This window comes from Corynebacterium jeddahense (assembly GCF_028609865.1).
GTDB classification, from domain to species: Bacteria; Actinomycetota; Actinomycetes; order Mycobacteriales; family Mycobacteriaceae; genus Corynebacterium; species Corynebacterium jeddahense.
This window is the reverse complement of record NZ_CP063194.1, coordinates 1273959-1292253: the sequence shown is the minus strand read 5'-3', so window position 1 is coordinate 1292253 and position 18295 is coordinate 1273959. Positions and strand designations below refer to the sequence as shown.

The window sequence follows — 18295 nt, the reverse complement described above, 5'->3', positions numbered from 1 at the left end:
CACACAATGAGGCAGGTGCGCATCCACTCCGGATTTCTCAAAATACAGGTGGCAGTCACACACTCGGTGACATCAACCACCACACCCACAACTGCGGGCAAACATAAAGCTCCTTAGAAAGGAGGTGATCCAGCCGCACCTTCCGGTACGGCTACCTTGTTACGACTTCGTCCCAATCGCCGATCCCACCTTCGACAGCTCCCTTTCACAGGCCACTGGCTTCGGGTGTTACCAACTTTCATGACGTGACGGGCGGTGTGTACAAGGCCCGGGAACGTATTCACCGCAGCGTTGCTGATCTGCGATTACTAGCGACTCCGACTTCATGGGGTCGAGTTGCAGACCCCAATCCGAACTAAGGCCGGCTTTCAGCGGTTAGCTCACCCTCACAGGCTCGCGGACGCGTTGTACCGACCATTGTAGCATGTGTGAAGCCCTGGACATAAGGGGCATGATGATTTGACGTCATCCCCACCTTCCTCCGAGTTAACCCCGGCAGTCTCTCATGAGTCCCCGGCCGAACCGCTGGCAACATAAGACAAGGGTTGCGCTCGTTGCGGGACTTAACCCAACATCTCACGACACGAGCTGACGACAACCATGCACCACCTGTACACCAACCACAAGGGAAACTACATCTCTGCAGCGATTCAGTGTATGTCAAGCCCAGGTAAGGTTCTTCGCGTTGCATCGAATTAATCCACATGCTCCGCCGCTTGTGCGGGCCCCCGTCAATTCCTTTGAGTTTTAGCCTTGCGGCCGTACTCCCCAGGCGGGGCGCTTAATGCGTTAGCTACGGCACGAACCCCGTGGAAGGGACTCACACCTAGCGCCCACCGTTTACGGCATGGACTACCAGGGTATCTAATCCTGTTCGCTCCCCATGCTTTCGCTCCTCAGCGTCAGTTACTGCCCAGAGACCTGCCTTCGCCATCGGTGTTCCTCCTGATATCTGCGCATTCCACCGCTACACCAGGAATTCCAGTCTCCCCTACAGCACTCAAGTTATGCCCGTATCGCCTGCAGTCCCGCAGTTAAGCTGCGGACTTACACAAACGACGCGACAAACCACCTACGAGCTCTTTACGCCCAGTAATTCCGGACAACGCTCGCACCCTACGTATTACCGCGGCTGCTGGCACGTAGTTAGCCGGTGCTTCTTCTCCAGGTACCGTCAATTACTCTTCGTCCCTAGCGAAAGGAGTTTACAACCCGAAGGCCGTCATCCCCCACGCGGCGTCGCTGCATCAGGCTTGCGCCCATTGTGCAATATTCCCCACTGCTGCCTCCCGTAGGAGTCTGGGCCGTATCTCAGTCCCAATGTGGCCGTACACCCTCTCAGGCCGGCTACCCGTCGACGCCTTGGTAGGCCATTACCCCACCAACAAGCTGATAGGCCGCGAGCTCATCCCACACCGAAAAAACTTTCCACCACACCATCCAAAATGCGGTCCTATCCGGTATTAGACCCAGTTTCCCAAGCTTATCCCGAAGTGCAGGGCAGATCACCCACGTGTTACTCACCCGTTCGCCACTCGAGTACCCCTGCAAGCAGGAGCCTTTCCGTTCGACTTGCATGTGTTAAGCACGCCGCCAGCGTTCATCCTGAGCCAGGATCAAACTCTCCACAAAACGTTTCAACAAAACCAGTGAAACAGGCCGTGAAAAGCCCAAAACCCAACCAAAAAAACAAACCAAACCAACACCACCACCACAACAGCAGCAGCATCAGACCTGGCAAAAAATCCAAAAATTACAAAGGTTCAACAACCAACCCCCACCCGACAGGGAAAAAGGGGGTCAGTAAAAATACGCGAGAAAATCAACCAACCCGCGCACACCAAACCAAACAGCAGCATGATCCATCAATGGATTCAACCACACCACCACCGGCACACACCCAAACAAACACAAAGGATGCAAAACACAGTGCACACAAGGCAGGCAAACAACCCACGCAACAAAAGTACATTGGCACACTATCGAGTTCTCAAACAACACCAGCACACCCACCAACCAGAACCACACAGTCCCAGCCGATCAAGCGGCGCAGAAGAGTAAGTTACCCACCCGGTAAACAAAAGTCAAACCCAAGTTCAACCACCGTTCACCAAACGGCAACCATATCAACTTCACTCATTCCCCCTGACCGGCAACAACCGCTCAGAAGCAACGGATGGATATATAACCACGAACCACCAACCAACACAAACACCCAGGCAGAAGCGTATTTTCTGCCTGGGTGTTCGTGAATAAAGCGGGCTATACGCGCTTCGCGCCGGCGAAGTTCTTCTTCCCGCGGCGCAGCACCAGCCACGAGCCGTGGAGGAGGTCATCCGCCTCCGGGGCCCACGATTCGTCCTCGATGCGCTGGTTGTTCACGTACACGCCGCCCTCCTTGATGGATCGGCGGGCCGCACCTTTCGAGTCGGCGAGTCCAGCGCCGACGAGTAGGTCGACGATCGTCGGCTGGTCACCCGCGCTGAACTCGAACACGTCGGTCTCGGAGACGGCGGCGGCGAGCGTCGCCTCGTCGAGATCCGTAAGCTCGGCGCGGCCGAAGAGCGCCTGCGAGGCGAGCTCGACCGCCTCTCGAGCCTCCCTGCCGTGGACGAGATCGGTCATCTCCTGCGCCAGGCGCCGCTGCGCCTCGCGCTTGAACGGCCGCTCGGCGACCTCGGTCTCCAGGCGCTCCAGCTCCTCTTGGTCCAGGAACGTGAACCAGCGCAGGTAGCGGATCACGTCGGCGTCCGCGGTGTTCACAAAGTACTGGTACCACGTGTACGGGCTGGTCATCTCTGGGTCGAGCCACAGCGACCCGCCGCCGGTGGACTTGCCGAACTTCTTGCCCTCGGAGTCCGTCACCAGCGGCACCGTCAGCGCGTGCACCTGGGCGCCGTCCATGCGACGGTTCAGGTCCACGCCCGCGACGAGGTTGCCCCACTGATCCCCGCCGCCGATCTGGAGCACGCAGTCGTGGTTGCGGCGAAGCTGGACGAAGTCGTTCGCCTGCAGGAGCATGTAGGAGAACTCGGTGTAGGAGATGCCGTCGTTTTCCAGGCGGCGCTTCACCGTCTCGCGCCCGAGCATCGTCGACAGCGAGAAGTGCTTGCCGATGTCGCGGAGGAACGCGATCGTCGTCAGGTCCTTCGTCCACTCGTAGTTGTTCACGAGCTTCGCCGCGTTCTCTCCGTCGAAGTGCACGAACCGCTTGAGCTGCCCGGTGATGCGCTCGGCCCAGTCGCGCACCGTGTCTTCGGAGTGCATCGAGCGCTCCCCGACCTCGCGCGGGTCGCCGATCATCCCGGTCGCGCCGCCGGCAAGCACAATCGGTGTGTGCCCGGCCTCCTGGAAACGGCGCAGCATAAGCAGCGGAACGAGGTGGCCCGCGTGCAGCGACGGCCCGGTCGGATCGAAGCCGCAGTACAGGGCGATTGGCTGTGCCGTCGCCTCGCGCAACTGATCCAGATCCGTGGACTGGTTAATCAGCCCGCGCCACGTCAGCTCGTCGATAATGTTCGGGGTTGCGGTCATGGTGGCTTTCTTAGTTCGAGGATGCGGGGGTGTACGGCTCTGCTTCGTCGATGAGCAGCACCGGGATGCCGTCGTCTATGCGATAGGCGACGCCGAGCCGCTCGTTGACCAGCAGTTGCTTGTCTTCGTCGTACGTCAGCGGGCCTTTGTCCTGCGGGCACGCGAGGATCCCAAGGAGCTTCGGATCGAGTGTCATGCCCTCGGATCGTACCCGGCGCCGCCGTGGTAGCTGTCGTCGAGTCCGGGCAAGTCGCCCAATTCTTGGCGCAGGAACTGAGCCTGGGAGTCCATCGCCCGCAAGTTGTCGTCGAGGATTCCCTGGCGGATGCGCCAGGCTGCGCGCGTGAGCGTGGACAGCGAGTCCACCACCACGCTCACCGCCGCCGGGTCGCGGTACTGCGGCGCCTCGAGATAGGTCTTCACCACCTCCGGGTAGTACACCTGCACGACGTTCCAGATGGTCTGCCGGTGTTCGGGGGTCGGCTCGAGGTGGTCCCACTCGGCAAGGACAAACCGCACATATTCCTGCAGCGTCTCCGATTGGGCCATCACTTCGCGCGGCGGGCGGGCCATCGCCAGCTGCGCGGAGGTGCGGCGCAGCGATTCCTCGAGCACGACGGGTGTCGGCTGGGATTCAGTGAGTTCGCGCCGCTTCGGCGCCGGGGCGAGCGCGGCGCCCGCGCCGTACGCGGCCAGCGCCGCCACCGGCCAGAGGTCGCCGAGCCCGACCACGAGGTGCAGGACGATAACCAGGATGGCGAGCACCATCCCCACCTGGTTCTTCGCCGAGACGAAGTAGCGGCCGATGGCGCTGCCGATCGAGCCGGCGGTTGCGTTACTGGAAGCCACGAATCTCCTTAAATGCCCTGGCGAGGTCGCCGCCGAAGGCATCGAACACCTCGCCGCCGGTCAGCTCGGCAAGCCCGCGCATCTCTTTCTCGTTCGCGTCGCCGTAGAGGATGACAAAAACGGGGATCGACCGCTGCGCCGCAGGCAGGGCGTTGTACTCCTTGCGGAACTGGGAGAAGTTCGGGCCCATCGTATCGGCGCCGTCGCTGAGCAAGACTATCGACGGAATACCTTCGGCGGGATCCGTCGCCTTCAAGGCGGCGAGCAACGTCTGGTACATCGCGGTATTCCCGCTGGCGTTCAACCCGTCGATGTACGAATTCAGCTCGTTGGCGCTCGCGGGGTTGTCCCGCTGGAATCGCACAGTCACCGGGGTGCCGGGCGACGTGTCGAAGGCCCACATCGTCACATTCTCCCGGTCGCGCAGGGAAACGTCTCCGGTGAGGGTCGAGGCGGAGCCGTCGATAAGCGAGTGCATGATGTCCTTCAGCGAGCTGATCCGCCTGCCGTCCATGGAGCCGGATGTGTCCAGGACGAACGTGGTGGTGCCGGGCTTGCGGTACGAGTTGTTGTACGCGTAGATCAGCTCGTTGACGACGCCCTGGTTCGCGGGGAACGGCAGCTCGATGACCTGCTGCTGGGCGATCTCCGGGGGAAGGTTGCCAACTTGGGTCACGGGTCGGCGGTACGACGAGGCGATGTCGTCCTGGTGCGCGAGGAGCCACTCGGAGAGGGCGCGGACGCGTTCCGACGCGTCGCCGTGCGCGGGCGCGGCGAGCGTGGACAGCGGGTAGTCCGCAGAGATGACGCCGTCGGCGGGCACAACCACCTCGATCGGCTTGCCCTGGGAGCGCAGTTGGTGCAGCGTGGACTCGTAGTTGACGATGGCGTCGGCGCGGCCCGGGTCGTTGACGAAGGCCTCCGCGAGCCAGCCGGAGGACCCCGAGACGAGCGACTGCGCCTCGAACAGCCCCTTCATCGCCGGCGAGACGCGCTCGAGGTCGCCCGTCGTGATGGCCTCGCCGGTGTCCGCAAGCGCGGTCGCGACGGCGACGAGCGCCGAGAACCCGGAGTTCGACGACGACGGGTCGGTCATGCCGAACGTGAACTCGCCTGCCTCGGCGGCCTTGGCGAACTCCGCCCACGTCGGCTGCTTTGCGTCCCACCCGAGGCGCTTCGCGCTCTCCTCCCAGACGCCGAACGCGACGGGGCTCGTGGCGATTTTGGTCTCGTCGGCGAGCTTGTCGGAGGCACCGATGAGGTTGACGTAGCGGTTCGTGGCAAACCAGGTCGCGTCGACCTGGCCGTCGAACCTGCCGCGGCTCAAGTCCTGCGAGTTGTCCAGCGTCCCGCCCGGGAACTGGAGCTCGATGGAGAAGCCCAGCTCGCGCGACCCCTTATCGACGAGGTCCTTGAGGTCCTTGAGCTCGGTGGCCGCGACGATGGTCAGGTCGGCCTTCTCGCCGGGCTTCCCGTTGCCCGAGTCGAGCGGCGTCGAGCACCCGGCAACGAGGAGCACCGACAGCAGGCCAGCGAACAGGCCCGTGATGAGTCTGGGGAGGCGGTTCACTGTTCGTCTTCCTTTCTCGCTGGTGGCGCGGCGCCGGAGTACTGCTCGCCGACCCCGCTAATGAGCTGTTCGAGCCTGTCGTAGGGCGGCGGGTCAATGGAATCCGCGTAGTCCGACGGGGCCGCGAGCCCGTGATCCTCCATCTCCTTCGCGAGCGAGCCGGAGGTGCTCGGGCGGAAGCCGTGCCGGGCGGCGAGCTGCTGCAGCTGCGGGTCGGTGGTAAGCAGCCTGCCGAGTTCCTTGCCGCCCGCCGTCACGCCGACGATCCCGTGGTTGGCCAGCACCGTCGGGCTGAGCTGCAGCAGCGCCATGTCGTCGCGGATGCGCGACGTCTGCTGCATCTGCTCGCCGAGGTACTGCGCCTCGTACACCATCACCATGGGCGCGGCGCCCATGCCCTGGCTCAGGTAGTCAGAGAACGGCCCGGACGAGGAGGACTCGCTGTAGCCCTGGCCGGTGAAAAACGGCGCGATCTCGTCAACGAGGAACTGCACGTCGTTCGCCTTGTCCGGATGCTTGTCCGCCACCTCCCATGCCAAGAGCGAGAGGTACATCGCCGCCGAGTTCGAGGTGCGGATGTCGGTCGAGCGGATCTGCACGCTGCGCGGCGAGGGGTAGGCCTCCCCCAGGTCGCGCCACCGCTTACCCGAGCGCGCGAGGTCCATGTACGCCGGCATGTCCAGCACGTAGGCGCCGCCGCGCTCGCTCACCACGCCTTGCTGCTCGAGCAGTTGCACGATGGGCTTCCAGCTCGCGACGGCCATCGGGGTAAAGAACGGGTAGTCCACCGAGTACCCGCTCCCCTGTTCGCGCACCTTCTGCGCGGCGGGCGCGGAGGAAGGAAAGACGAAATCCTGGGCCGCGATGTCCGTCTCGGTCGCGATCTGGCGCGACCCCGCGGTGGTGAACGTAACGCTGTAGCCCAGCTCGGCGAGCCGCGCCTTCACGTCCGGGTCCTCGAAGTAATCGCGCTTCTCGGAGCCGATGACGCCGTGCAGCGCGGTGAGCTTCGACCCGCCTCGCCCGCCGCCGCCGTCTCCGTTGTCATCGGTGGAGCCGTCCGGGCTCCATACTCCCTTGCCGATGAGCACCGCCGCGGCGGCCACCGTGAGAAGAACGACACCAAGCACGACGGAGAGCTTCCTCCCCTTGCGCGTCGTGTCATTGCTGCTTGGCGCACTCATACCCCTCATGCTAGAGGGTCAGTGCGCCGCGCGCGCGACTATTTCGAACGCACCGGCGTTTCCGCCCACGCGCGCGCCTCGGCGTTCGCCTCCCGCACGCGCTCGCGCTGCTCTTCGACGCGCGGTTTCGCGGTTCCGCCGCGCGTGTCGCGCGAGGCCACCGCGCCGTCGACGGTGAGCACCTCCCGCACCTCGGGGCGCAGACGCGTATCGACGCTTGCCAGTTCCTCGTCCGTCAAATCCACCAGGTCAACGCCCCTGGCCTCCGCGATGCGCACGCACGCCCCGGACGCCTCGTGCGCCTCCCGGAACGGCACGCCCTGGCGCACCATCCACTCCGCGAGGTCGGTCGCGAGCGTGAACCCGGCGGGCGCGAGCTCGCGCATCCGGTCCTCGTGGAACTCCAGCGTGGACACCAAGCCGGTGAACGCGGGCAGGAGGATGGACAGCTGGGTGACCGAGTCGATCACCGGCTCCTTGTCCTCCTGCAGGTCGCGGTTGTACGCGAGCGGCATGGCCTTGAGCGTGGCCAGCAGGCCGGCGAGGTTGCCGATCAAGCGTCCGGCCTTGCCGCGGGCGAGCTCCGGGACGTCCGGGTTCTTCTTCTGCGGCATGATCGACGAGCCGGTAGACCAGGCATCGTCGAGCGTGACGTAGCCGAACTCCGGCGTGGACCAGGCGATGATCTCCTCGGCGAAGCGGGACACGTCGATCGCGATCTGGGTGAGCACGTAAGCGGCCTCCGCGGCGAAATCGCGCGAGGCGGTGCCGTCGAGCGAGTTGTCGGTCGCAGAATCGAATCCGAGCTCAGCGGCGATCGCCTCCGGGTCGAGGTGGAGCGACGAGCCCGCGAGCGCGCCGGAGCCGTACGGGGAGACGGCGAGGCGCTTGTCGCAGTCGCGGATGCGCTCGAGGTCGCGCAGCAGCGGCTGGGCGTGCGCGAGCAGCGAGTGCGCGAGCAGGATCGGCTGCGCGGCCTGGAAGTGCGTTTTGCCCGGCATGATCGCGTCCGGGTGCGCCTCCGCCTGCGCGACGATCGCGTCGACGAGGTCGCAGACGTCCTGCGCAACGCCGCGCAACGCATCGCGCAGCCACATGCGAAACATCGCGGCGACCTGGTCGTTGCGGGAGCGTCCGGCGCGCAGGCGGCCGCCGACCTCGGGGCCGACGCGGTCGATGAGGCCGCGCTCCATCGCGCCGTGCACGTCCTCATCGGAGGGCAGCGGGCCGAACGAGCCGTCCGCCACGTCGCGGCCGAGCTGATCGAGGCCGGCGAGCATCACCGCGAGGTCGTCGTCGTCAAGCAACCCGGCCCTGTTGAGCACCTTCGCGTGCGCCTTCGAGGCGAGGACGTCGTACGGGGCGAGCACCCAGTCGAAGTGGGTGGACACGGACAGGGCGAACATCGCCTCCGACGGTCCGCCGGAAAAGCGCCCGCCCCACAGGGCACCCTCGTTGGTCTTGTGCTGCTCCATTTACTTGCCGGCCTCGCGGTCGCGCTTGTTCGCAATCTGGGAGGACAGGCCGTGCAGGCGCACGAAGCCTTTCGCCAGGGTCTGGTCGAAGGTGTCGCCCGTGTCGTAGGTGGCCAGGTTGAAGTCGTAGAGCGAGTGGTTGGAGCGGCGGCCGTTCACTGTCGCTGTACCGGCGTGCAGCACCATGCGGATGTCGCCGGTGACGTGCTCCTGGGTGGACTCGATGAACGCGTCGAGGGAGCGCTTGAGCGGGCCGAACCACAGGCCGTCGTAAACCTCCTCGGACCAGCGGGCGTCGACGAGGCGCTTGTAGCGGGCGAGCTCGCGCTCGACCGTGACGTCCTCGAGGGCCTTGTGGGCGGTGATGAGCGCGATCGCGCCCGGGGCCTCGTAGACCTCGCGGGACTTGATGCCCACGAGGCGGTCCTCCACCATGTCGAGGCGCCCGATGCCCTGGGCGCCGGCGCGACGGTTCATCTCCTCGATGGCCTCGAGGACGGTGACCTTGCGACCGTCGATGGCGACGGGCTTGCCGGCCTCGAAGGAGATGATGACCTCGTCCGGGGCGTTGCCCAGCGCCGGGTCCTCGGTGTAGGCGTAGAGGTCCTTTGTCGGCGGGTTCCACAGGTCCTCGAGGAAGCCGGTCTCCACCGCGCGTCCCCACACGTTCTGGTCGATGGAGAACGGCGAGGCGGCGGACTGCTCGATGGGCAGGTCCTTGCCCTCGGCGTACTCGATGGCCTTGTCGCGGGTCCACGCGTAGTCGCGGGCCGGGGCGATGATCTCAAGGTTCGGGTCCTGGTTGAGGAAGCCGACCTCGAAGCGGACCTGGTCGTTGCCCTTGCCGGTGCAGCCGTGGGCGACGTGGGTGCCGCCGAACTGGTGGCCGGCCTCGACGAGGTGCTTGACGATGAGCGGGCGCGAGATCGCGGAGAGGAGCGGGTACTGGCCCTGGTACATGCCGTTGGCCTTGATCGTGGGCAGGCAGTATTCGTCGGCGAACTCGTCCTTCGCGTCGACCACCACAGCCTCGACCGCGCCGCAGTCGAGCGCGCGCTGGCGCACGGACTCCATGTCCTCGCCGCCCTGGCCGAGGTCGAGGGAGACGGCGACGACCTCGCCGCCCGTCATCTCGGCGAGGTACGGGATGGCGACAGAGGTGTCCAGGCCGCCCGAGTAGGCGAGCACAACGCGGTTAGTCATAACGGTATATCTCCTTGAGGTTGAGTTCTTGGAAAGTTGGTTTTGTGGTTAATCGTGCATCCCGAAGATCTCGCGGGCGAGGTCTTCTCCCGTGAGCGGATCGCGCGCGAGCACGAAAATCGTATCGTCACCCGCGATGGAGCCGACGACCTGCTCGAGGCCGACGCGGTCGATGTAGCTCGCGAGGTATTGCGCCGCGCCCGGCGGGGTACGCAGCACCGCGATATTGCCGGAGTGGTCGACCGAGACGACGAGTTCCTCGATCATCCGCCGCAGCTTCTCCCGCGGGCCGGAGTGCGCGACGTCGAGCGCCTCGGCCTCGCCGCCGACGGTGTAGTACGCACGCCCGCCGCCGCGCGGCCGGACCTTCTTCGCGCCGAGCTCGTCGAGGTCGCGCGACAGGGTCGCCTGCGTGATGTCGATCCCCTCGTCCAGCAGCAGCTCGGACAGCTGCACCTGGGAGGACACGCGAGTCTGGTCGAGCAGCTCGAGGATTCTCGCCTGCCGCGCGGTGCGGGACACGGGTTGGGTCATGCTTGATGCTCCAGAAGCCAGGCCAGCAACGCTTTCTGGGCGTGCAGGCGGTTTTCTGCCTCGTCGAAGACGCGCGACTGCGGGCCGTCGATAACGTCCGCGGCGACTTCGTTCCCGCGGTATGCGGGGAGACAGTGTAAGAATATGGCGTCCTCCGCCGCGGCGGCCATCAGGTCCGCATTCACCTGGTACGGCAGGAACGGCGTGCGGCGGTCCTTGCCGTCGCCCTCCATCCCCATGGACACCCAGGTGTCCGTGATCACGACGTTCGCCCCGGCGGCAGCCGCGACGTCGTCAGTGACCTCGACCCGCGCCCCCGTCTCGGCGGCGCGTCGACGCGCCCGCTCCACGAACTCCGCGCGCGGCTGGAAGCTAGCCGGGGCGATGACGGTGATATCCACCCCGGCGGTGGCGAACCCGATGAGGTACGAGTTGGCCATGTTGTTGTCGCCGTCGCCGAGGTACACGGCCTTCACGCCCTTCAGCCCCGCCGGCCCCTCCTCGGGGCAGAACTCCTCGACCATCGTCTGCAGGTCCGCGAGGATCTGGCACGGGTGCAGGTCGTCGGACAGGGCGTTGACGATGGGCACGGTCGCGGTCTCCGCCATCGCGAGCAGGTTGGATTGGGCGTAGGTGCGCCAGACGATCGCCTCGACGTAGCGCGAGAGCACCGCCCCGGTGTCCTGGTAGCTCTCCTTCTCGCCCATCTGCGCGTTGCCGGTCTCGGTGACGACGGCGTGCCCGCCGAGTTGCGCGATGCCGGCGTCGAAGGAGAAGCGGGTGCGCGTTGAGGTCTTATCGAAGAGCACGGCGACCGACCGCGGCCCCTCGAGCGGGCGGCGCGAGAACGGCGCGCGCTTGAGCTCCGCGGCGAGCGCGAGCACCTCCGCCTGCTCCGCCGGGGTGAGGTCGTCGTCGGCGAGGAAATGTCGAACCATGGTGTTAGCTCCTTTCTGTTGCGTCCGCGATGGCCCCGGCGAGTCGCTCGGCGGCCTGACGGATTTCTTCATCGTTGATCACCAGCGGCGGCGTCAGCCTGATCACCGTGTCGCTCGGCGCGTTGAGGATCACGCCGCGCTCGAGCCCATGCGTGACGACGAGCTTCGCCACCTCAGCGTCCAACACCACCCCAAGCATCAACCCGCGTCCGCGGACGTCCTTGACGCCGGGGATGCGCGAGGCTTCGTCGCGAAGCAACTGTCCCTTGCGCCGCACCTCGGCGAGGAACCCGTCGTCGACCGTGCGCAGCACCGCGCCGGCGGCGGCGCACGCGACGGGGTTGCCGCCGAAGGTGGTGCCGTGGCTGCCCGCCGTGAACAGGCCGGCCGCCGGCCCGCGGGCGATGGTTGCGCCGATGGGCAGACCGCCGCCGAGGCCCTTCGCCATGGTGATCACGTCGGGCAGCACGCCCTCGTGTTCGAAGGCGAAGAAGTCGCCGGTGCGGCCGACGCCGGTCTGGACCTCGTCGACGATGAGGAGGATGCCGTGGGCGTCGCACAGCTGGCGCACCGCGGGGAGGAAGCCGGCGGGCGCGGGCACGACGCCAGTCTCCCCCTGGATCGGCTCGAGGATGATCGCGGCGGTGCCCGCCGGATCCTGCGCCACGAGGGCCGTGAGCGCGTCGATGTCGCCGTAAGGGTAGAACTCCACCCCGGCGGGCATCGGCTCGAACGGCGCGCGCTTGTCTGGCTGGCCGGTCATGGCGAGCGCGCCCATCGTGCGCCCGTGGAAGCCCCGCTCGGCGGCGAGGATGCGGCGGCGCCCGGTCAGGCGGGCGAGCTTGAAGGCGGCCTCGTTGGCCTCCGCCCCGGAGTTGCAGAAGAACACGCGCGCCGTGTCGTCCCCCACGCGTGCGCACAGCCCCTCGGCGGCCTCGATAACCGGCCGGGAGCCGAACAGGTTGGACACGTGGCCGAGGGTGCTCATCTGCTGGGTCACGGCCTCCACCACGGCGGGGTGCGCGTGGCCGAGGGCGTTAACCGCGATGCCGGCGAGCATGTCGATGTAGGTGTTGCCGTCCGCGTCGGTGACGGTGGCGCCGCTGCCGGAGACCAGCTCCACCGGCGGGGCCGGGTAGGTGTCCAGCAGCGCGGCGCCCCAGCGGGATTGGAAGTCGCTCATGCGTCGTCCTTTCTGAAGATGTTGCCGTCGGGGTACTGGGCGCGGTCGTAGTCGTCGGGCAGCACCATGGTGCCCACCCCGCCCGTGGTGAGCAGCTCCAAGAGCACCGAGTGGGCCACCCGGCCGTCGATGACGTGCGCGGCCTTCACCCCGGACTGCACCGCGTGGAGGCAGGCCTGCATCTTCGGGATCATGCCAGTGGACAGGCTCGGCAGCATGCGCTCGAGCTCCGCCGCCTCGATCTTGGACAGCAGCGAGTCCTTGTTGGGCCAGTCGGTGTACAGGCCTTCGACGTTGGTGAGCACCACGAGTCGCTCCGCGCCGATCGCCGCCGCGAGCGCCCCGGCCGCCTCGTCGGCGTTGATGTTGTAGACCTCCTCGTCGCGGCCCGGTGCAATGCCGGAGACGACGGGGATGCGCCCGGCCTCGATGATGTCCATCACCGCCGCCGGGTTGACGTCCGTGATGGTGCCCACGAGCCCGATGTCGCGGGACTCGCCGTCCACCTCCACCGTCCGGCGCTCGGCGGTGAATAGCCCGGCGTCCTCGCCCGAGGTGCCGACGGCGTACGGGCCGTGCGAGTTGATTTTGCCCAGCAGGTCCCGGCCCACCTGCCCGAAGAGGACCATGCGGACGACGTCGAGGATCTCCGGCGTGGTCACCCGGAACCCGCCGACGAACTCACCGCCGTCGAGCCCCAGCCGGGCGAGCATCGCGCTGATCTGCGGGCCGCCGCCGTGCACGACCACCGGTTTCGCGCCGACGGTGCGCAGGAAGACCATGTCCGCGGCGAAGGCGGCCTTGAGGTCTTCGTCGATCATGGCGTTGCCGCCGTACTTCACCACCACGATCTTGTCGCGGTAGTGCTGCAGCCACGGCAGGGCCTCCGCGAGCACGGTGGCGCGCTGCTCGTTGGTGAGGTTGGGCATCATATTGGCCATCCCCCTAACTCGTGTACGCGGAGTTGATCTCGACGTACGCGTGTGAAAGGTCGGTCGTGCGCACCGTCGCGCGGCCCGCACCGCCGGTGCCCAGATCCACCACGACGTCGATGTCCGCGCCGCTGAGGTCCACGTCCCGGGCCCCGGGCGCGCCGGCGGAGCGCTCGCACACGGTGTGGCCGTTGAAGGCCACGGTGATGTTCTCCGCGTCCATCTCCGCATCCGCCATGCCCACGGCCGCGAGCACGCGGCCCCAGTTCGGGTCGGAGCCGAACATCGCCGTCTTCACCAGATTGTCGCGCCCGATCGTGCGCGCCGCCTCGAGCGCCTGCGCGTCATCCGCGGCGCCGGCGACGGTGATGGACACGCGCTTGGTCACGCCCTCCGCGTCCGACTGCATCAGGGCGGCGAGCTGCGCGCACGCCTCGTGCACCGCCGCGTCGAGCTCCTCCTGCGCGGGGGCCACGCCGCTCGCGCCGGAGGCCATCGCGATCACCGTGTCGTTGGTGGACGTCGAGCCGTCGATGTCCAGCGTGTTGAAGGTATCGGCGACGGCGGCCTCGACGGCCCGCTGCAGCGCCGCACTGCTCACCTGGGCGTCCGTGGTCACGCACACGAGCATCGTCGCCAGCGACGGCGCCATCATGCCCGCACCCTTGCCCATCGCGCCGAGCGTCCACCCGCTGCCACGGACTACGACCTGCTTCGCCACGGTGTCCGTGGTCATGATCGCCTCGGCAGCCGCCGCGCCGTGATCACCGAGCTGCGTGGCAGCGGCCCCGATCCCGGCCGCCACCTTCTCCATCGGCAGCGCGTCGCCAATAATGCCCGTCGAGCACACCGCGACCCTTACCGGGTCGGCGCCGACGCCCTGCGCGGCGAGGCGTTGCATCTCGCGCGCGTCCGCCTCGCCCTGCGCGCCGGTGCAGGCGTTGGCGTTGCCCGAGTTGAAGACGACGGCCTGCAGCGCGCCGCCGGCAACGGCCTCGCGGCTGACCTTCACGGGCGCCGCGAACACTTTGTTGCGGGTAAAGACAGCGGCTGCGGCGTACTCGGGCCCTTCGTTGACCACGATGGCCACGTCCGGCTTGCCGGACGGCTTGATGCCGGCGCGGGTCGCGGCGGCGGAGAATCCTTGGGGCGCGGTGACTCCAGTCTCGCTCATTGGGGTTCGGTCCTTTCGACGGGGAGGTTCTGGGGCGGGGCGGCGGTTACGGAGCCACCGCGGCTCGCGGCAATCCCGCCGCCTCCTCGAACCCGAGCGCGAGGTTCATGCACTGCACCGCCGCTCCCCCGGTGCCCTTGGTGAGGTTGTCGATTGCGGAGGTCACCACCAGCTTGTCCTGGGCCGGATCGACCGCGACCTGCACGTGGCACATGTTCGAGCCGAGCACGTGCTGCGTTTCGGGCTGCTGCTTCTCTGGGAGCAGGCGCAGGAACGGCTCGCCCTTGTAGGCGGCCGCGTACGCGGCGCGGGCCTGCGTGGTGCTCACATCCCCGGCGAGCGGCGCAACCACCGTGGTGAGGATGCCGCGCGGCAGCGGCGCGAGGACCGGGGTGAAGGTGAGGCGGACGTCGTCCTCCGCAACCTCCTGCAGGTTCTGCACCATCTCCGGGGTGTGGCGGTGAGCGCCGGCGACGTTGTAGGCGCGCAGCGACCCCATCGTCTCGGCGCCGAGCGTAGCCACTGAGGCCTTCTTACCCGCCCCGGAAACACCGCTGACGGAAACGACCGACAGGTCTGGCTCGATGAGGCCCGCCTCGAGCGCCGGCCACGCGGCGAGCGTCGCCCCCGTGGGGAAGCACCCCGGCACCGCGATCCTGCGCGCCCCGGCGAGCTCATCGCGGTGGCCCGGCAGCTCCGGCAGCCCGTACGGCCAGCACCCGGCGTATCCGGGGCCGTAGTGGGCCAGCCAGTCGTCCTCGTTGCGGAGCCGGAAGTCGGCGGCGCAGTCGATCACCACCACATCGTCTGGCAGCGCGGCCCCGATTTCCGCCGAGTGCCCGTGCGGCAGGGCCAAGAAGACCACATCGTGCTCGGCCAGGGTGTCCAGCGCCGTGTCCTCGATCTCCCGGTCCGCGAGCTGCGGCAGGTGCGGCATGAGCTCCCCCACGCTGGCGCCCGCGCTCGACGCGCCGGTGAGCGCCCCGATCTCGAGCTCACCGGTGAGGTAGGCGGGGTGGCCGAGTAGGAGGCGGAGAATCTCCCCACCCGCGTACCCGGACGCACCCGCGACCGCGACCTTCCACACGCTGTCTGACATACCGGCGAGTATATCAGTTATACAGTCGAGTGGAAGTTATTCACCCGAAACGGGTGCGGATCAGCCGCGCATCTCCGCGCCGTGGCGCTGCTTCGCCAGCTCCGCGGCGGCGAGGCGCGCCTCGGACGCCTCCTCCTCCGTGAGCGTGCGGTCAGGGGCGCGGAAAGCAAGGCCGAACGCGAGCGACTTCTTGCTTTCGCCGAGGGCGTCGGAACGGTACACGTCGAAAAGCTGCACCGCCTCGACGAGCTCACCCGCGCCCTCCTCGAGGGTGCGGCGGACGTCTTCGGCGGCGACCGCCTCGTCGACGACGAGCGCGATGTCCTGGTTGAGCAGCGGGAACGCGGACAGGCGAGGGGCCGGGAAGCGCTCCTCGAGCGGGATCGCGGTGAGGTCGATCTCCATCGCGCACGTGCGGGCGGGCAGCCCGAGCCGTTCGAGAACCTGCGGGTGGAGCTCGCCGGCGTGGCCGACGACGACGTTCGCGCCATCCGCGCCGCGGACCGACAGCTCGGCGCAGCGGCCCGGGTGCCACGGCAAGTACTCGGCGGCTGCAACGGCCAGCTCGACGCCGCAGGCGCGGGCGACGACCTGGGCGGCGTCGACGGCGTCGGACCAGTCGTAACCGCGGCCCGCACCCCACGGCCCAGCGAGCTCGGCGTTGCCCACCGCGACGGTCGCGGCGTGGAGGTGCTGCTCGGGCAGGGACTCGATGAGTTCGGCGATGACCTCTGCCGACGGCCGCTCGGCGACGCTCGGCAGCGGCGAGACGTCCGCGCGCTTTTCGGAGGTCTGCGCGACCGAGTAGACGGCGACGTCGGCGCGGCCGCGCGCGACGTTGCGCCCCACCGCCTCGAGCATCGACGGCAGCAGCGTCGTGCCCAGCACGCCGTAATCGGCGTCGAGCGGGTTCTGGACCTTCACGGTCTTGCGGCGCGGGTCGTCCGCGTCGAGGCCCCAGGTATCGAACGTGTCGTTGGCGATGAACGGCGTCGGGATGATCTCCGCGTAGCCCGAGTACGCCAGCGCGTGCGTGACGGCGCGGCGGCGGCGCTGCAGCGGGCTCAGACCCCGGCCGCCGCGCGGGGTGGGCAGCACGAGCGGGATCTCGTCGAGCCCCTCGAGGCGCACGACCTCCTCGACCAGCTCCACCGGCACCGTGATGTCCGTGCGCCACGTCGGCGGGGTGACCTGCAGCTCCTCGCCGTCGCCCTCGACCGCGCAGCCAACCTCCTCGAGGCGGCGCACGACGGTCTCGCGCGGGTACTCCACGCCGACGAGCTCCGACGGGCGCGCGGCGCGCATCGCAATCGCAGTCCGCGTCTCGACGCCGCCGACCAGCGTGCGCCCCGCCGCCACGGTGCCGCCGGCGATCTGGGTGAGCAGCGCGCAGGCGATGTCGAGTGCGACCTCCACCAGCGCGGGGTCCACGCCGCGTTCGAAGCGCCGGGACGCCTCCGAGCTGAGCTTGTGGCGGCGCGCGGTGCGGGCGACGGTGAGCGCGTCCCACGTCGCTGCCTCGAAGTGCACGTTCACCGTCCCGCCGGAGATCTCGGAGGTCGTGCCGCCCATGACGCCGGCGAGCGACTGGATGCCGTTGTCGTCGCTGATCACCACGTCCTCGGCGCTCAGCGTGCGCTTCACGTGGTCGAGGGTCTCGAATTCTTCGCCGTCGGCGGCGTTGCGCACGTGCAGGCCGCCGGCGATCTTGTCGGCGTCGAAGGCGTGCATCGGCTGGCCGGTGAGCAGCATGACGTAGTTGGTCACGTCAGTCGCGGCGTTGACGGAACGGATGCCGGCGAGCATGAGCTCGCGCTGCATCCAGAAGGGCGCGGCGGCGTGCGGGTCGATGCCTTCGACGGTGCGCAGGCCGAAGCGCTTCGCCTTCGTCGCCGGGTCAACGGTGACCGCGATGGTCTCCCCGCTCGGCGCCGGGACCACGCTCACGTCGATGCCGGCCACCGACGGGTCACTGGCGACGTCGGTATAGCGCAGGTCGAAGGCGGAGGCGATCTCGCGGGTCAGGCCGCGCGCGGACAGCGCGTAGCCGCGGTCCGGGGTGACGTTGACGTCGAAGACGGTGTCGTCCGAGCCGAGGATGGCGCGGGCGTCGTCGCCGGGGGCGGTGCCGGCCGGCAGGGAGGCGTCGTCAAGCGTGATGATGCCCTCGCTCTTCTGGGCGAGCCCGAGCTCGGCGGCGGAGGCCATCATGCCGTTCGAGATGTGGTCGTAGGTCTCGCGCGCGGCGATGGCGAAGCCGCCCGGCAGCACCGCGCCCGGCAGCGAGACGACGACGAGGTCGCCCTCCTTGAAGTTGCGCGCGCCGCAGATGATGCCCTGCGGCTCGCCCGTGCCATTCGCTTGGCCGATGTCGACCTGGCAGTAACGGATCGGCTTCTTAAACCCGGTGAGCTCTTCGATCTCTTTCACGCGGCCGATGACGAGCGGGCCGGTCGTTTCCGGCAGCGGCGCGTAGCCCTCGGTTTCAAAGCCGACGCGCACGAAGCCCGCGTCGAGCTCCTCGTCGGTGGGGTTGAAGCCCTCGTTGCCCGCGTTGGCCAGCAGGCGGGTGATCCAGTTCTTGGAAATCAGCATTCTCGGTTCTCCTTTTCGCCTGGTT

Annotated in this window: 14 protein-coding genes and 1 rRNA gene; all 15 read right to left on the bottom strand. The window is 67.6% G+C overall.

The genetic code is table 11. The features are described from left to right. Positions 1-117 precede the first annotated feature (117 nt). Positions 118-1632, bottom strand: a 16S ribosomal RNA gene (locus CJEDD_RS06310). Positions 1633-2262: 630 nt separating this feature from the next. Continuing rightward, a complete protein-coding gene (tyrS, locus tag CJEDD_RS06305; protein WP_042409186.1) occupies positions 2263-3534 on the bottom strand; it encodes a tyrosine--tRNA ligase in 1272 nt (423 codons plus the stop codon). 10 nt (positions 3535-3544) lie between these two features. Next, positions 3545-3730, bottom strand: coding sequence for a Trm112 family protein (locus CJEDD_RS06300; protein ID WP_042409188.1), 186 nt, complete (start codon positions 3728-3730; stop codon positions 3545-3547). Next, positions 3727-4383, bottom strand: coding sequence for a hypothetical protein (locus CJEDD_RS06295; protein ID WP_042409192.1), 657 nt, complete (start codon positions 4381-4383; stop codon positions 3727-3729). Before CJEDD_RS06295 ends, CJEDD_RS06300 begins: the two co-directional genes overlap by 4 nt. Beyond that, a complete protein-coding gene (locus CJEDD_RS06290; protein WP_042409197.1) occupies positions 4370-5953 on the bottom strand; it encodes a substrate-binding domain-containing protein in 1584 nt (527 codons plus the stop codon). Before CJEDD_RS06290 ends, CJEDD_RS06295 begins: the two co-directional genes overlap by 14 nt. Continuing rightward, positions 5950-7137 (bottom strand): hypothetical protein, encoded by a 1188-nt coding sequence (locus CJEDD_RS06285; protein WP_042409199.1) that lies wholly within the window; start codon positions 7135-7137, stop codon positions 5950-5952. The genes CJEDD_RS06290 and CJEDD_RS06285 overlap by 4 nt, the downstream gene beginning before the upstream one ends. A gap of 38 nt (positions 7138-7175) precedes the next feature. Next, positions 7176-8612, bottom strand: coding sequence for an argininosuccinate lyase (gene argH / locus CJEDD_RS06280; protein ID WP_042409203.1), 1437 nt, complete (start codon positions 8610-8612; stop codon positions 7176-7178). Next, the gene (locus CJEDD_RS06275) at positions 8613-9815 is read right to left on the bottom strand and encodes an argininosuccinate synthase (RefSeq protein ID WP_042409206.1); all 1203 of its coding nucleotides are present in this window, start codon (positions 9813-9815) and stop codon (positions 8613-8615) included. A gap of 48 nt (positions 9816-9863) precedes the next feature. Beyond that, a complete protein-coding gene (locus tag CJEDD_RS06270) occupies positions 9864-10349 on the bottom strand; it encodes an arginine repressor (protein WP_042409209.1) in 486 nt (161 codons plus the stop codon). After that, positions 10346-11287 carry an ornithine carbamoyltransferase gene (argF, locus tag CJEDD_RS06265; RefSeq protein ID WP_273657690.1) on the bottom strand — a complete coding sequence of 314 codons (942 nt, stop codon included), beginning with the start codon at positions 11285-11287 and terminating at the stop codon, positions 10346-10348. The genes CJEDD_RS06270 and argF overlap by 4 nt, the downstream gene beginning before the upstream one ends. 4 nt (positions 11288-11291) lie before the next feature. Beyond that, positions 11292-12470, bottom strand: a complete 1179-nt coding sequence (locus CJEDD_RS06260; protein ID WP_042409070.1) for an acetylornithine transaminase — start codon at positions 12468-12470, stop codon at positions 11292-11294. Continuing rightward, positions 12467-13402 carry an acetylglutamate kinase gene (gene argB, locus CJEDD_RS06255; protein ID WP_042409072.1) on the bottom strand — a complete coding sequence of 312 codons (936 nt, stop codon included), beginning with the start codon at positions 13400-13402 and terminating at the stop codon, positions 12467-12469. Before argB ends, CJEDD_RS06260 begins: the two co-directional genes overlap by 4 nt. 13 nt (positions 13403-13415) lie before the next feature. After that, on the bottom strand, positions 13416-14576 hold the full coding sequence (gene argJ, locus CJEDD_RS06250) for a bifunctional glutamate N-acetyltransferase/amino-acid acetyltransferase ArgJ (RefSeq protein WP_042409074.1): 1161 nt from the start codon (positions 14574-14576) through the stop codon (positions 13416-13418). Positions 14577-14622: 46 nt separating this feature from the next. After that, on the bottom strand, positions 14623-15675 hold the full coding sequence (gene argC, locus CJEDD_RS06245; RefSeq protein WP_042409077.1) for an N-acetyl-gamma-glutamyl-phosphate reductase: 1053 nt from the start codon (positions 15673-15675) through the stop codon (positions 14623-14625). Between the two features lie 60 nt (positions 15676-15735). After that, a complete protein-coding gene (gene pheT, locus CJEDD_RS06240) occupies positions 15736-18270 on the bottom strand; it encodes a phenylalanine--tRNA ligase subunit beta (RefSeq protein WP_042409079.1) in 2535 nt (844 codons plus the stop codon). Positions 18271-18295: the final 25 nt, after the last annotated feature.